General features: G+C 62.6%; 14 protein-coding genes. 9 read left to right on the plus strand and 5 right to left on the minus strand.

Annotated features, from left to right (window positions below):
• Positions 1-55: 55 nt before the first annotated feature.
• The 5 genes from U0029_RS01895 to U0029_RS01915 form a co-directional block, all read right to left on the minus strand.
• A complete protein-coding gene (locus U0029_RS01895; protein ID WP_012418676.1) occupies positions 56-1,021 on the minus strand; it encodes a Nudix family hydrolase in 966 nt (321 codons plus the stop codon).
• Positions 1,014-1,880, minus strand: coding sequence for an ATP-binding protein (locus tag U0029_RS01900; RefSeq protein WP_039051865.1), 867 nt, complete (start codon positions 1,878-1,880; stop codon positions 1,014-1,016). The genes U0029_RS01895 and U0029_RS01900 overlap by 8 nt, the downstream gene beginning before the upstream one ends.
• A 163-nt stretch (positions 1,881-2,043) precedes the next feature.
• Positions 2,044-3,270, minus strand: a complete 1,227-nt coding sequence (gene argJ, locus U0029_RS01905; protein ID WP_114852187.1) for a bifunctional glutamate N-acetyltransferase/amino-acid acetyltransferase ArgJ — start codon at positions 3,268-3,270, stop codon at positions 2,044-2,046.
• Between the two features lie 88 nt (positions 3,271-3,358).
• Positions 3,359-4,354 carry a hypothetical protein gene (locus tag U0029_RS01910; protein WP_114852188.1) on the minus strand — a complete coding sequence of 332 codons (996 nt, stop codon included), beginning with the start codon at positions 4,352-4,354 and terminating at the stop codon, positions 3,359-3,361.
• Between the two features lie 47 nt (positions 4,355-4,401).
• A complete protein-coding gene (locus tag U0029_RS01915; RefSeq protein ID WP_114852189.1) occupies positions 4,402-4,887 on the minus strand; it encodes a MarR family winged helix-turn-helix transcriptional regulator in 486 nt (161 codons plus the stop codon).
• Between the two features lie 348 nt (positions 4,888-5,235).
• Here U0029_RS01915 and U0029_RS01920 point away from each other — a divergent pair, with 348 nt between their 5' ends.
• From U0029_RS01920 to siaD, 9 genes are all read left to right on the plus strand, one after another.
• The gene (locus U0029_RS01920) at positions 5,236-6,399 is read left to right on the plus strand and encodes an ABC transporter substrate-binding protein (RefSeq protein WP_012418671.1); all 1,164 of its coding nucleotides are present in this window, start codon (positions 5,236-5,238) and stop codon (positions 6,397-6,399) included.
• Positions 6,400-6,461: 62 nt separating this feature from the next.
• Positions 6,462-7,382 (plus strand): branched-chain amino acid ABC transporter permease, encoded by a 921-nt coding sequence (locus U0029_RS01925; RefSeq protein WP_114852190.1) that lies wholly within the window; start codon positions 6,462-6,464, stop codon positions 7,380-7,382.
• A 7-nt stretch (positions 7,383-7,389) separates the two neighbouring features.
• Entirely contained in the window at positions 7,390-8,343 is a 954-nt protein-coding gene (locus U0029_RS01930) for a branched-chain amino acid ABC transporter permease (RefSeq protein ID WP_012418669.1), read from the plus strand.
• A complete protein-coding gene (locus tag U0029_RS01935; protein WP_012418668.1) occupies positions 8,340-9,122 on the plus strand; it encodes an ABC transporter ATP-binding protein in 783 nt (260 codons plus the stop codon). Before U0029_RS01930 ends, U0029_RS01935 begins: the two co-directional genes overlap by 4 nt.
• Entirely contained in the window at positions 9,116-9,820 is a 705-nt protein-coding gene (locus U0029_RS01940; protein WP_012418667.1) for an ABC transporter ATP-binding protein, read from the plus strand. Before U0029_RS01935 ends, U0029_RS01940 begins: the two co-directional genes overlap by 7 nt.
• A 291-nt stretch (positions 9,821-10,111) precedes the next feature.
• Entirely contained in the window at positions 10,112-12,100 is a 1,989-nt protein-coding gene (siaA, locus tag U0029_RS01945) for a biofilm regulation protein phosphatase SiaA (protein ID WP_211308643.1), read from the plus strand.
• A 21-nt stretch (positions 12,101-12,121) separates the two neighbouring features.
• Entirely contained in the window at positions 12,122-12,661 is a 540-nt protein-coding gene (gene siaB, locus U0029_RS01950; protein WP_012418665.1) for a biofilm regulation protein kinase SiaB, read from the plus strand.
• A 33-nt stretch (positions 12,662-12,694) separates the two neighbouring features.
• Positions 12,695-13,075, plus strand: coding sequence for a biofilm regulation phosphoprotein SiaC (siaC, locus tag U0029_RS01955; protein WP_114852191.1), 381 nt, complete (start codon positions 12,695-12,697; stop codon positions 13,073-13,075).
• Positions 13,072-13,869, plus strand: coding sequence for a biofilm regulation diguanylate cyclase SiaD (gene siaD, locus U0029_RS01960; protein ID WP_012418663.1), 798 nt, complete (start codon positions 13,072-13,074; stop codon positions 13,867-13,869). Before siaC ends, siaD begins: the two co-directional genes overlap by 4 nt.
• Positions 13,870-13,876: the final 7 nt, after the last annotated feature.

Genomic DNA, 13,876 nt, shown 5'->3' on the forward strand with positions numbered 1-13,876 from the left:
CTGAGTTGATGCCCGGCGTTGAATCAGACGCTGGGCGTTATGGTCCTGGTCAATTTCAGCCGAGCAAGCCGCGTATGGCGGCGATGCCATGCGCCCCGTGCTGTTGCGCTTGTGCCAGCGTGGCGGGCGATTGGCCGCCCAAGGCATAGACGGGCAGGCCCGCGTCGCGGTTCGCGGCTTCGAAACCGTCCCAGCCTAGCGGAATCTGGCCGGGGTGGGTGGCCGTTGCGGCGACGGGGCCGATTACGGCGAAATCGGCCTCAAGCAGGCGGGCCTGGGCGATTTCGGCGGCCGTGTGGGCGGATACGCCGACCAGATGGCCTTCTGCCAGAGCCGGCCGCGTTTGGCGTGTTGCCGCATCGCGGGCGCGCAAATGCACGCCGTCGGCCTGCCGCCACCACGTTTCGGGATGCACGCTATTGACCAGCAGGCGGGCACCCGCCTGCCGGCAGCGCTTCAGGGTTTCCTGAAACGCGGCGTGCAAGTCGGGGGCGGCAGGCCCGCCGGGCCAGCCCGGCTCGCGCCATTGCACCAGTTTCAGGCCCTGCGCCAGCGCCTGCTCCAGACGCGTCAGAAAGGCAGGCAGTGCAGCGGGCGAGCCTGCCGAGCTAATGCCATAGGCAGTGGGAAGGCGCAGCCAGCGCAAGGGCGGCAACGTGGCGGGCAGCAGCTCGCCCACCTTGGCCGCCTGTTGCGGATCGACCCAGGCTAGCTGCTGGTTCTCCAGGCCCCGAGGTTCGCCCGTCCAGCCCGTTACGAAGCAGAAGGCCAGGCGGACGGTGGTGTGCGGATAGACGTGAACATAGCTCACCCAGCGTCGTGACTCGGTGACCGTGATGCCGATTTCTTCCTGAAGTTCACGAGCCAGTGCCTGGAGCACGGTTTCACCCGGCTCCAGCTTGCCGCCTGGCAGTTCCCACCAGCCCGACCAGGGCTTGCCTTCGGGGCGCTGGCCCAGCAGGAGTTGCCCATCAGGGCGCAGGATCAGGCCGGCGGCGACATCGATGATTTTGTCAGACATGGCGAGCTGCCCAGTCGCGTGCGAATTGGAGGGCCACCCGGCCCGAACGCGAGCCGCGTTCGAGCGCCCATTGCAGGGCTTCGGTGCGCGAGGCTGCGATCTGGTCGGCGGGACAGTTGAGTTCGCGCAGCCAGTGGTAGACGATGTCCAGATAGTCGTCCTGCTTGAAAGGGTAGAACGACAGCCACAGGCCGAAGCGTTCGGACAAGGAGATTTTTTCCTCGACCGTTTCGCCAGGATGGATTTCCCCATCGGACTGATGTTTGGCCTGGAGGTTCTCGCTCATGTATTCCGGCATGAGATGACGGCGGTTGGATGTGGCGTAGATCAGCAGGTTGTCGCCCCCTGCGGCGACCGAACCGTCGAGCACGGACTTCAGGGCCTTGTAGCCGGCCTCGCCCTCTTCGAAGGACAGGTCATCGCAGAACACGATGAAACGTTCGGGACGGCTGGCAACCCGCTCGACGATCTCGGGCAGATCGCCCAGATCGCTTTTATCGACCTCGATCAGGCGCAGGCCCTGATCGCCGTAGGCGGCCAGCATGGCCTTGACCAGGGAGCTCTTGCCGGTGCCGCGCGCGCCGGTCATCAGCACGTTATTGGCCGGCTTTTTCTCCAGAAACTGGCGGGTGTTGCGGTCGATGATGTCTTTCTGGCGGTCAATGTGCTGCAAGTCGCCGGTCTGGATGCGCGCCACATGGCGTACGGCGTCCAGCCAGCCGCGCGAGCCGCGTTTGCGCCAGCGGTAGGCGTGGGCCTGCCAGTCGATATCGGGCGGGGCGGGAGGCAGCCAGGCCTCGAGTTGCGCCAGCACCCGCTCGGCGCGGGCCATCAGTTGGGTGAGATCAGTAGCAGTCACGTCAATTCCTAGGGGCATCGCTTACGCACAACAAAGGCGCGGTCTGTGGAAGACGCCGGCGCTGGCCAGGAGCTTGCAAAGGATGCGGCGGCGGCCGTGCGCCGCAGGGGTAAGCACGCGGCGCAGGGGGGAACGGGCCGCAGGCCCGTTCTGTCAGGGCGAATCAGGAGCGGTAGTCGGCGTTGATGCTGACGTACTCGTGCGAGAAGTCGCAGGTGTATACGGTATCAGCGATCTGGCCGCGGCCCAGGGCGATACGCACCAGGATTTCGGCCTGTTTCATGACCTGTTGGCCGTCTTCTTCGCGGTAGTCGGGGTTGCGTCCGCCGTCCTTGGCGACCAACACGTCATTCAGCCACAAGCGCAGTTTGGCGGTGTCGAGGTCATCGATGCCGGCATAGCCGATGGCGGCCAGAATGCGGCCCAGGTTGGGGTCCGAGGCGTAGAAAGCGGTCTTGACCAGGGGCGAATGGGCTACGGCATAGGCGACCTTCAGGGCCTCCTCGGTGTTGCTGGCTTCTTCGACGCGCACGGTGATGAATTTGGTGGCGCCTTCGGCATCGCGGACGATTTTCTGGGCCAGATCGGCGGAGGCTTCCGCCATGGCCTGGCGCAATGCGGCGTAATCGGCGTCGTTGACGCTGTTGACCTGCAGGCCCGATTTCCCCGTGGCGATGACGATGAAAGAGTCGTTGGTCGAGGTGTCGCCGTCGATGGTGATGCGGTTGAACGATTGGTCGGCCAGTTCGCGCGCCAGGGTTTCGAGCAGGGGCTGGGCGATGCCGGCGTCAGTGGCAAGAAAACTCAGCATGGTCGCCATATTGGGGCGGATCATGCCCGCGCCCTTGCTGATGCCGGTGAGGGTGACGGTCTTGCCGCCGATCTCGACGCGGCGTGAATAAATTTTGGGCAGGGTGTCGGTGGTCATGATGCCGTGCGCGGCATTGAACCATTCGTTATTGCCCAAGGCTGCGATGGCCTTGGGCAGGCCGGCGACCAGGCGATCCAAGGGCAGCGGCTCGAGGATGACCCCGGTCGAGAACGGCAGCACCTGCTCGGCGGGGACGCCCAGCAGCTTGCCCAATTCGGCGCAGCTGTCTTTGGCAATGTTCAGGCCGGACTCTCCCGTGCCTGCATTGGCGTTACCCGTGTTGATGACCAGTGCGCGGATCGGGCCGCCCAGGGCGAGATGCGCTTTGCTGACCTGAACCGGCGCGGCGCAAAAGCGGTTACGCGTGAATACGCCCGCCACCGAGGCGCCCGGCGCGATACGGAAAACGGTCAGGTCGCGGCGGTTGGCCTTGCGGATACCCGCTTCGGTTACACCGATTTCGACACCGGCGACGGGAAAAATTTCGGACTCGGAAGGAATCTGGAGATTAACGGCCATGTGGGTAGGTCTCGCTAGGCTGGGCGGCTGCCCGGGTTTGGGCAGCGGTCAAACCGGTATTATCCCACCGCTTGGGTGTATGGGGGTGTCAGGGCCCGAGCCGCACGCTGGCGACATCCAGCACGCCGGCCTCGCGGTTGCTCAGCACGGATCGCACCGTGCCGTCGGGCGCCTGTAGTACCGATTTGCCGGCGGCGATTTCGCTGCCGCCTGCCCGGTGGGCGCTGCGTCCGCGGGAAGGCGAGAGTAGAAGGTCGCCGGGCTGTGCGCCGGGCACCTTGGCGCCGGCCGCCGAGACGCGGGTGCCGGCAGGGTAGGTGACGTCGCCCAGCACCGACTCGTGCGCCAGCAGGCCTTCAAAGTGGGTGCGTCGGTGCCCGCCATCAAGGCGTACGTCGGCCTTGAGAAGGTCCAGACCCTCTACGCGCAAGCTTTCGCTGCCGCCGGTGCGCAGCAGCCAGCCTTCCGGGGTGGCTGTGAGCCAGGTGCCGGCGGGCAGATTTTGTTCCTCGATGCGGTTGCCGCTGGCCAGGTGACAGCTTGAAAACTCGGGTTGGCTGCCTCGTAGCCGAAACTCGGCCTTATGCCCCCGGCTGCATAGCCAGCCGGCGATGGTTTCGTTGCCCGCCAGCGCCAGCGACCAGGAGGCAGAGGTGCCGGCGGCGTCGAAATGGCGCAGCAGCCGTTCTGCTTTGACGCCGGCTACCGGGGTGGGAACCGGGAAGCGGGCTTCTTCGAAGCTTTCCGGGTCATCTTGCTTGCGCAGCCGCAGCTCGGTGCCCGCCGGCATGGCGACACCGGCCAGATTGCGGGCTTGGGCCAGCACGGTGCGCAATGCCGCGTCGGCGCGCGCCAGCCTTTGGCTGTCCAGCCAGTGGCTAAGCTGCTGATAAGGAAAGACGGCGCCGCCCACGGCCAGCATGGCCATCAGCACGGAGTCCAGTTTGCGATGGTCGCTCAGCCACCAGCGCGCGTCACGGCTGCGCGCCAGGCTGGCCGCCCAGGTCAGCAGGGTCGCCAGGCAGACCAGCGACAGCGCCATGGTCACGTAAAAATTACCGCCAGGAAGGGATACCGGAATCATGCCGATAATTATGCGCTTTCTTGGCGGCACATGCCCCGGTAGCCTGGCTAGTCCTGGCGCTGTCGGGCCACCACACCGAGCTTGAGTTCGCCCAGGGCTTTATAGAGGGTGTTGCGGCTGGACTCGGGCAGATCGCTGAACATCGATTTGACCCAGGACTCGTGCGCGCGCGCCATGCGCGAGAAGCTCTTTTTCCCTTGCGGAGTGAGTTTGAGCACGGAGCTGCGGCGGTCGGATTCGACCTTGGTACGGATTACCAGGCCTTCCTTTTCGAGCTGGTCGGTGATGCCGGTGATGTTGCCGTTGGTGACCATCATATGGCGCGACAGCTCGCCCATCTTCATGCCTTTGGGCGCACGCTGCAACTGCGCCATCAGGTCGAAGCGGGGCAGGGTGGTGTCGAATTCGGTGCGCAGTCGGCTGCGGATTTCGGACTCGATCAGGTTGCAGCAGGTCAGCATGCGCAGCCACAGCCGCAGGGCGTGGTGGTCTTCCGGCGCGGCGCGGCTTTCCAGATCAGGCATGTCGGTCATGGCGGTTTCGGGAAGGTTTTGAGAGGTGGCAAGCCTGGCTTGGTAGGGATGGCTTGAGTAAGCCCGGGATGTCGGGTACTGTCGCGCGTGCGCCTTGCGGGGCGTAATCCAGTCGGTGGCGATAGGGCATGGTATCGATGTTTTTCTGATCATAGCCTGGGGCAAACCCTAGACTTGTTTTAGCGAATACTTTAAACCTAAACTATGCCGGATGCCAGTTTCTTATCCGGACCGGAGCGCGCCAGCGTGGGATCGCAGCGCAAAGCAGCTGATTGCATCGACCTGCCAGCAACAACAGAACGCCGAAAAACAATACCTCTGCCGCGCGACAGCGTAAGGAGTTCCACCATGCGTTTTCTTCCGTCCCTTCTGGCTGCCGCCATCTTGATGCCTGCCATGGCTTCGGCCAACACCATCAAGGTTGGCATCGCCAACGATATTTCCGGACCTTTCTCTGCCTTGGGCGCCGAAGCGCGCGACGGCTTTAATCTGGCCATCAAGCAGTTGGGCGGCAAGCTGGGCGGACAGCCCGCCGAGTTTCTGCAGACGGATATGGCAGGCAACCCGGATCAGGCCCGTCAGCTCGTCACCCGCTATTTGCAGCGCGAAAAAATCGATTTCTTTACCGGCCCGATCGGTTCCAATGTGGCGCTGGCCGTGGGCCCGGCGCTGTTTGCCGCCAAGGTGCCCTATCTGTCGAACAACCCCGGCCCCAGCCAGTTCGCCGGTTCGCAGTGCAACCCTTACTGGTTCGGCCTCTCGTATCAGAACGATGCTTTCCACGAGGCAGCGGGCAAGGTGGCCGCTGATCGCGGCTACAAGAAAGTCTTCATCATGGCGCCGGACTACCCGGCCGGCAAAGATGGCCTGACCGGCTTCAAGCGCGGCTACAAGTCCCCTGTGAGCGAAGAAATCTATACCAAGTTGGGTCAGCTCGATTACGCGGCCGAGATCGCGCAGATCCGCGCAGCCAAACCCGATGCGGTGTACATCTTCCTGCCGGGCGGGATGGGCATCAACTTTGTCAAACAGTTTGTGTCGTCTGGCCTGTCCAAAGACATTGCGCTGATCGGCCCTGGCTTTTCGGGCGATGAAGACGTGATCCAGGCGGTGGGCGAGCCCATGCTGGGCATGTACAACACCGCGCAATGGGCGCATGACCTCGACAATCCGCAGAACAAGCAGTTCGTCGAGGCCTTCCGCAAGGAATACAACGGCCGCTACCCCTCGGTCTATGCCGCCCAGGCTTATGACGTCATCATGGCCATCGATGCCGCGGTCAAACAGACCCAAGGCAAGGCTGCCGACCGCCAGGCCGTGGTCGCGGCCCTGCAAAAAGCCGACTTCCCGTCGGTGCGGGGGCCGTTCACCTACGGTAAGAACCACTATCCCATCCAGTCGTACTACGTTCGTGTAGTGGACAAAGACGGTAATGGCCGCATCACCAACAAGCTGGTCGGCCAGGTCTTTGACAAATATCAGGACGTCTACGTCGGCGACTGCAAGCTGTAAGCCTATTGCGGGCAGGCACGCGGGCGGCGCAACAGCCGCCTGCGGCACACGGGGAATGCTTCATGACGTTTACGCTGGTTATTGAGCAGTTGCTCAATGGACTCCAGTTCGGGTTGATGTTGTTTTTGATCGCGGCAGGGCTGACGCTGGTGTTCGGGATCATGGATGTCATGAATCTGGCTCACGGGTCGCTCTATATGGCGGGGGCCTATGTAGCCGCCGAGACCATGCAGCGCACAGGCTCTTTCGTAGCTGCGGTGCTGGTCGCCGCCGTCGCTACGGGCGTGGTCGGCGCGGTGCTCGAACTGACGGTCATGCGGCGTCTGGCGCTGCGCGACCATCTGGCGCAGGTGCTGGGCACCTACGCCATCATCCTGATCGCTAATGATCTGGTCAAAATGATTTGGGGTCCGGCTCCGGTCATGCTGAATATGCCGGCGGCGCTGTCCGGGCCGGTGCGCCTGCTGCCAGAGCTGTTATATCCCGCCTATCGATTGATGATCATCATCGTCGGCCTGGCGGTGGCGGCCGGCTTGTACTGGTTCGTCACGCGGACCCGGGCGGGGGTGCTGGTGCGGGCAGGGGCGTCCAATCGTCAGATGGCCACGCTCATGGGCGTGCGTGTGCCTTTGCTCTTCCTCGGCGTCTTTGTGTTGGGCGCGGTGTTGGCCGCCGTCGCCGGCGCTTTGCTCGGGCCGATCACCGCTGTGCAGATCGGCATGGGCGAGGAAATCCTGATTCTGGTCCTGGTCTGCATTGTCATCGGCGGTATCGGTTCCATACGCGGCGCTTTTGTCGGCGCCTTGCTGGTGGGCATGGTCGATACGGCGGGCTGGGCTTTTCTGCCCATGCTGCTGCGCCAGGTGTTTTCGCCAGCCGTGGCTTCCAGCGTCGGTCCCACGCTGGCGGCGATTCTGATCTATGTGCTGATGGCGGCGGTGCTGGTGTTCCGTCCTTCCGGCCTGTTCCCGGCGCGGGGTTGAGCTGACGATGCGTAAATCCTTGATTTGGACGTTGCTGCTGCTCGTCGCGCTGGTGCTGTTTCCGCTGTTTGCGCCGGCAATGGGGCTCGATTTTTATATTTCCTTTGTCCGGCGTGTGCTGATCTATGCCTTGGCCGCGACCAGCCTGAATCTGGTGCTGGGCTATGGCGGCATGGTGGCTTTAGGTCACGCGGCCTTTTTCGGCGCGGGCGCTTATACCGTGGGGATTCTGGCTTCGGGGGGCGTCACATCGGTCTTGGCGGTCTGGCCTGCGGCCGTGTTGCTGGCGGGCGTTCTGGCCTGGGTGATAGGCGCGATCTCGCTGCGCACGCGAGGCGTGTACTTCATCATGATCACGCTGGCTTTTGCCCAGATGGTGTATTTCATCTTTATCTCGCTGCGCCAGTATGGCGGCGAAGACGGGCTGAATCTGCCCGGCTATTCGACCTTGCCAGGGCTGGATCTCGGCAATGACGTGACCTTCTATTACGTGGTCCTGGCGGTATTCGTGGTGGTCATGTACGTATTCAACCGCCTGGTGGCCTCGCGTTACGGCGAGGCCTTGCAGGGCGTGCGCGAGAACGAGTCGCGCATGGAGGCGCTGGGCTATCCGGTCTATCGCATCAAACTGACTGCGTTCGTCCTGAGCGGTGCGGCAGCGGGTCTGGCCGGTGCGCTGCTGGCCAATCACAATCTTTTTATCTCGCCCAGTCTCATGCACTGGACCCAGTCCGCCAATCTGCTCATCATGGTGCTGGTCGGCGGCATCGGGCTGCGTTATGGCGGCGTCGTCGGCGCGTCAGTGATGCTGTTGCTGGAAGAATTGCTGCGTCAATGGACGGAGTATTGGCATCTGCCGCTGGGCCTGTTGCTGCTGGCCCTGGTGTTCGGCGCGCCGCGCGGTCTGGCCGGCCTGGTGTCCCCATGGTTTGGCAGCGCATCCTCGAAGGCCCAATCATGACGCAAACCTCACCGGCGCTGCGCGCCACGGGCCTGGTTCGCCGTTTCGGGGCGCTGCTGGCCACTGACCAGGTCAGCCTGACGCTGGAGCCTGGCGAAATCCATGCCTTGATTGGCCCGAATGGCGCGGGTAAGTCCACGCTTATCCATCTGCTGTCTGGCACGCTGGCTGCTGACGCCGGCAGCCTTATGGTGGGCGATACCGATGTGTCGCGGATGTCAGCGCATGAACGGGTCGCCAACGGCTTGTCGCGTTCTTACCAGATCACCAATATCTTTCGCGGTTTCAGCGTGATGGATAACCTGCTGTTGGCGGTGCAAGCCCATGCCGGCAGCAGTTTCCGTTTTTGGCGGCCGCGCTCGGCCGAGACGGGCCTGCGCGATGCCGCGCGCGCGCTGGCCAGCCAGTGCGCCATCGAGGCCAGTCTCTTGGATCGTCCGGCGGGAACTCTGCCCCATGGCGAGCAGCGCAAACTAGAGTTCGCGCTGGCGCTTGCCGCGCGTCCCAGCGTGCTTCTGCTCGATGAGCCCATGGCAGGCATGGGGCCTGATGAAACCCTGCGCCTGACGGAGCTGATCGAGTCCCTGCGAGGCCGTGCGGCCATGCTGCTGGTGGAACACGACATGCAGGCCGTGTTCCGTCTCGCCGATCGCATTTCCGTGCTGGTCTACGGACGGGTGATCGCCACCGGCACCCCGGATGAGATCCGAGCCAATCCTGATGTGCGCCAGGCCTATCTGGGCGAAGACGGCGAGCACGCCGAGGAAAAGACATGCTGAGCATCAAGGGAGCCGTCAGCGGCTACGGCGCGAGTCAGGTTTTGTTTGGCGTGGATCTGGAGATTGGCGCGGGCCAGGTGGTGACCCTGCTCGGGCGCAACGGCATGGGCAAGACGACGCTGCTGCGCACCCTGTTTGGCCAGTTGCCGCTGCGCGCTGGCGTGATCGAGTTCGCTGGAAAACCGGTCGGCGGCTGGAGTCCGGACCGTATCGCGCGCGCCGGTTTGGCCTTAGTGCCCGAAGGCCGGCAGTGCTTTCCCAACTTGACGGTGCGGGAACATTTGACGGCTTTTGTCGCCCGACGCAATCCGGATATTGGCCAGGTCTGGACGCCCGAGCGGGTATTCGAGTTGTTTCCGCGTTTGGGCGAGCGTGCGTCCAATATGGGCAATCAGTTGTCGGGGGGTGAGCAGCAGATGCTGGCCATCGGCCGCGCCTTGGTGACCAATCCGCGTTTGCTGATTCTGGATGAGGCGACAGAGGGTCTGGCGCCCAAAATCCGCGAAGAAATCTGGCAGTGCCTGGCGCGCCTGCGCGCTGCGGGGCAAACGATTCTGGTCATCGACAAATATGTGGAGCGCCTGCTGGCGCTGGCCGACCTTCACGTCATCCTCGAACGTGGCAAGGTGGTTTGGACTGGGGACTCGGCGGCGCTCGATGCCGACCGTGCGCTCTGGGAGCGCTACCTGGGCGTGTGAGCCTGGACATGGCAAGGCCGCCGCTGGGCTACCCTGCTGCTCAGCGGCCTTGATGCGATAATTGGACTTTATTGGATATTTAAAGTAATAAATTACGAAGACTATATCGCTATTGCGAAATAAGCCGACATAGTCGATAGCTAATGTATTCGCATGTTTCCATCCCTGTGATGGGCATCTACACTAGCGATGCTTTCGCATCGCGGACGATCCTGCGGCGCGAACGCAAACGCGAATGGGGAACAGGCTGGTTGGCCTCACCAGACCGTCCGGGCGCAGGGGAAGATTTGTATGGCGAAGTGGGGTTTGCGCAAGAAATCCTTTATGGCGTTGTTGCTGGCATGTTTGGTGATGCTGGCCCCCGCCATTCTGATTACCATGTTGGTGTTTGATGGCGTGCGGGATCATTTCGGCCGGGCCTTTGCCGAAAATTTCACGCAGCTGAGCCGCCAGCGCATCCTGGCCCCGGTGTCGCGCGAGATGGCGCTGTCCGTGCGCCTGGCCAATAGCGAAGTGACGCGGCGCTGGTTGCGCAACGAAAATGATCCTGCCGCGCGCGATCTGTTTTTCCGCGAAGCCGAAGGCTATCGGCGCGAGTTCATGGGGCAGACCTATTTCATCGCCAGCGCGGACAGCGGCCATTATTACTTCAATGATCCCGCTAGCCAGTCTCAGGAAGCGCGCTACACCCTGAGCCGCAGCGCTCCGGATGATGCCTGGTTCTACGCCTCGCTGCTATCCCCCGATCCCTACAACATCAACGTCAATCCCGACCTCAAGCTCAAGACCACCAAGGTCTGGATCAATGTCCAGATCCGTGATGGCGACCAAGTGCTGGGCCTGAGCGGCGCTGGGCTGGACGTGGGAGAGTTTGTACGTGAATTCGTCAACAGCGACCGTGCAGGAGTGCGCGCGCTCATTGTTGACGAACAGGGCGCCATACAGGCTTACCGCGACGAGTCTCGCATTGCCTATAACTCTGGTGCGGCGGGCCAGGCTCAGGAGCGTGGGCTCGCGGTCAGCCTGCTCGACGCCGGAGAGGGCAGGCAGAATCTGCTCCAGGCCATGGAGCAGGCCAAAGCGGACCCGCAGTCGGTAGCCATGAGCTGGGCTGAGATCGATGGTGCGCGGCAGCTGGTTGCCGTGGCCTATATGCCGGAGTTGCACTGGCACTTGGTGACGCTGGTGGACTTTGGCGCGGCTCGGGTGGTGGACCCGGCCTGGCTGTGGCCGGGCATGATAGGCCTGGTGCTGTTGTTCGTGGCGCTGGTGCTCTGTTTCGGGTTTGCGATCGAGCGTCTGATGCTGCGGCCCCTGCGTCGCTTGCAGCAATCTGCCCGCGCGATTGCCGATGGCAGCTATGACGTGCGCCTGCCGTCGGGCGGCCAAGACGAAATCGGTGATTTGAGCCGTGCCTTCGGCGTTATGGCCGATATGGTGCGCAAACACACGGACGAGCTGGAAACCAAGGTGCGCGAGCGGACTTCCGAACGGGAGTCGGCCAACCGCGAGATGGCCGCCGCCCGCAAGAAAATCGATGATTCGATCGACTATGCCAGCCTCATTCAGCGCGCCATCCTGCCCGATCGGCAGATGACGCAGTCTTTGGGCGCCCATCACTTTGTGCTGTGGAAACCGCGCGATGTGGTCGGCGGAGACTTTTATGTATTCCGTTCGGATGGCGGAAACTGTTTGCTGGGCATCATGGATTGCGCGGGTCATGGCGTGCCCGGCGCCTTGATGACCATGCTGGCGCGGGCGGCGATCGATCTGGCGGTGAGCGAGGTCGGCGCGCGCGATCCGGGGGGCATTTTGCGGCGCACCGATAGCGCTATCCGCGCCATGCTCGCGGATGCGCAATTGCCCCACGCCCTTGCCACCAATATTGATGCAGGGCTGGTCTATATAGACCGCGATAATTCGCGGCTCATCTATGTGGGCGCAAAAATCTCTCTCTATGCCAGCAACGGTGACGAGGCGCGCGAAGTGCCGGGCGCGCGCCGGGCCCTTTGCGATAAGCGTCAGGGCGAATACGAAAACATCGTGCTGCCCTTGGAGTCCGGCTGGACTTACTACCTGGCGACCGACGGTTTTCTGGACCAGGCCGGGGGCGAGTTTGGTTTCGGCTTTGGCAACACGCGTTTCGCTTCCATGCTCAAGCGGCATGCGCGGCGACCCATGCATGAGCAGGCGCAGGCTTTTGCTCAGGCGCTTGCTGAATACCAGGGAGGTTTGCCGCAGCGTGACGACATCACCTTGCTGGCGTTCCGCTTCGATTAACGATTTTTCCAGGGGTGCTGCATGAATGCTGCTGATCTTTACGCACTGGGAGAGCGATTCAACCAGAATCGCGTCTTGCTGTGTTTCAATGGCCCGATTTCGCGCAGTTTGATCGAAGAAATCGGGAATGCGCTCAAGAACTATCTTACGGCGGAGCAGGCGCGCCCCGCCGAGGCGATGGACGTGTTCTCCGCCTATATCGAGATGGTGCAGAACATCCGTCAGTACGCTGCCGCCAACGGCGACGTGGAGGCGCATGCGACCGTCGTGATCGGGCGCAGTGGCGATAACCGCTATGAAGTGTCGGCGGGCAATCGGGTAAGAACGGAAGATGGCCGTCAGCTCGTAGAGCGGATTCAGGCGCTGGCTGCGCTGGACAAGGCCTCTTTGAAGGCGGCCTACAAAGAGCAACTGCACAAGCCGCGTGATCCGGGGGCTGCCACGGGCGCGGGCCTGGGCCTGATAGACATCGCGCGGCGCGCGGGCGCTCCACTGAGGGCAAGCTTGAGTCCTAGCGCCTCGGCTGGCTGGGATTTTTTCAGTCTCAGTGTGGAAATCTGACCCCTCGCCTCGTTTGGAATTTTGGAGCGATCGATGAGTAGTGAACTTGATATTCCCGGGACGCAATCCACGCCTGGTATACGCACAGATAGCCAAAACGGTGTGCTATCCATGACAGGAGACTCCTACCCGGAGAATTCTTTCGAGTTGTTTGGACCTGTAATCGAGTGGGTGGAGAATTATTTGGCTCAGGGCGACGCGCCTTTGCGCCTGGAACTTGAGCTGTTTTATCTGAACACCAGCAGCATCAAAGCGATGATGGATATCTTCGATTTGCTGGAGGCGGCGCGTCAAGGTGGCCGCGCTGTGGCCGTGACCTGGTTTTACGATATGCGCAACGAACGCGTGGGTGAGCTGGCCCAAGAATTCAAGGAAGATTGCACCTTCCCCTTTTCTGTCGTCGGCCGGGAATGAGTGCCATCAAGTCTGACCTGGACCAGCGTATCGCCGATTTGCTGGCAGACCCGGCCTATGCAGGGCATCCTTTGCGGGATGCTCTGGATAGGCTCTGGCGGCAGACGCAGGAGCAGATGGTCCGCATCGAGCGTGTCACGCAGATTTCCGATGCTTATCAGACGATGGCGTTGCAGCGTGAACAGGGGTTGTACGAGCGTTTTGACCGCCAGTTGCGGCGACTGGCGCGCATCGCCCGCATTTCTGATCATTATCAGAGCATGATGCGCGATCTGAACCGCACCCTAGAGGAAACCTCACGGCGCGACCCCCTGACCGGCCTGCTCAACCGGCGTGCCCTGATGGACATCATCCGGATGGAGGTCAGGCGTTCTGACGCCAATAAGCGGCCCTTTGTGCTGGCCATGCTCGATGTTGACCATTTCAAAGCCGTCAATGACCGCTATGGGCACGAGGCCGGCGACCGCGTTCTGGTTGAACTGGCCGCCTTGCTGCAACGCAGTATGCGCGCGGGCGATCTGTGCGGCCGTTGGGGCGGCGAGGAATTTTTGCTCGTCCTGCCCGACACCGATCTGGAGACCGGACAAGGGGTCATGGACCGTGTGGTCGGCGCGGTGCGCGGACTGGCGATCGACGTGGCGGGCGAGACGCTACGGCTGACGGCCAGTGTCGGCATGGCTGACCATCAGATGGGCGCAACGCTCTCCGATGCCTTGAACCGGGCTGATCAGGCCCTTTATCTGGCCAAGCACGAAGGCCGCGACCGCGTCGGCTTACCCGCCACGGGCCGCTGAAACGCGG

This window comes from Bordetella avium, from assembly GCF_034424645.1.
GTDB classification, from domain to species: Bacteria; Pseudomonadota; Gammaproteobacteria; order Burkholderiales; family Burkholderiaceae_B; genus Bordetella; species Bordetella avium.

Excerpts from the sequence above, each read along its gene's own strand:
- siaD (WP_012418663.1), top strand. The coding sequence starts at position 13,072 with ATGAGTGCCATCAAGTCTGACCTGGACCAGCGTATCGCCGATTTGCTG.
- argJ (WP_114852187.1), bottom strand. The coding sequence starts at position 3,270 with ATGGCCGTTAATCTCCAGATTCCTTCCGAGTCCGAAATTTTTCCCGTC.
- siaA (WP_211308643.1), top strand. The coding sequence starts at position 10,112 with ATGGCGAAGTGGGGTTTGCGCAAGAAATCCTTTATGGCGTTGTTGCTG.
- U0029_RS01930 (WP_012418669.1), top strand. The coding sequence starts at position 7,390 with ATGCGTAAATCCTTGATTTGGACGTTGCTGCTGCTCGTCGCGCTGGTG.
- U0029_RS01915 (WP_114852189.1), bottom strand. The coding sequence starts at position 4,887 with ATGACCGACATGCCTGATCTGGAAAGCCGCGCCGCGCCGGAAGACCAC.
- U0029_RS01895 (WP_012418676.1), bottom strand. The coding sequence starts at position 1,021 with ATGTCTGACAAAATCATCGATGTCGCCGCCGGCCTGATCCTGCGCCCT.
- U0029_RS01935 (WP_012418668.1), top strand. The coding sequence starts at position 8,340 with ATGACGCAAACCTCACCGGCGCTGCGCGCCACGGGCCTGGTTCGCCGT.
- U0029_RS01940 (WP_012418667.1), top strand. The coding sequence starts at position 9,116 with ATGCTGAGCATCAAGGGAGCCGTCAGCGGCTACGGCGCGAGTCAGGTT.
- siaC (WP_114852191.1), top strand. The coding sequence starts at position 12,695 with ATGAGTAGTGAACTTGATATTCCCGGGACGCAATCCACGCCTGGTATA.
- U0029_RS01910 (WP_114852188.1), bottom strand. The coding sequence starts at position 4,354 with ATGATTCCGGTATCCCTTCCTGGCGGTAATTTTTACGTGACCATGGCG.
- siaB (WP_012418665.1), top strand. The coding sequence starts at position 12,122 with ATGAATGCTGCTGATCTTTACGCACTGGGAGAGCGATTCAACCAGAAT.
- U0029_RS01920 (WP_012418671.1), top strand. The coding sequence starts at position 5,236 with ATGCGTTTTCTTCCGTCCCTTCTGGCTGCCGCCATCTTGATGCCTGCC.
- U0029_RS01925 (WP_114852190.1), top strand. The coding sequence starts at position 6,462 with ATGACGTTTACGCTGGTTATTGAGCAGTTGCTCAATGGACTCCAGTTC.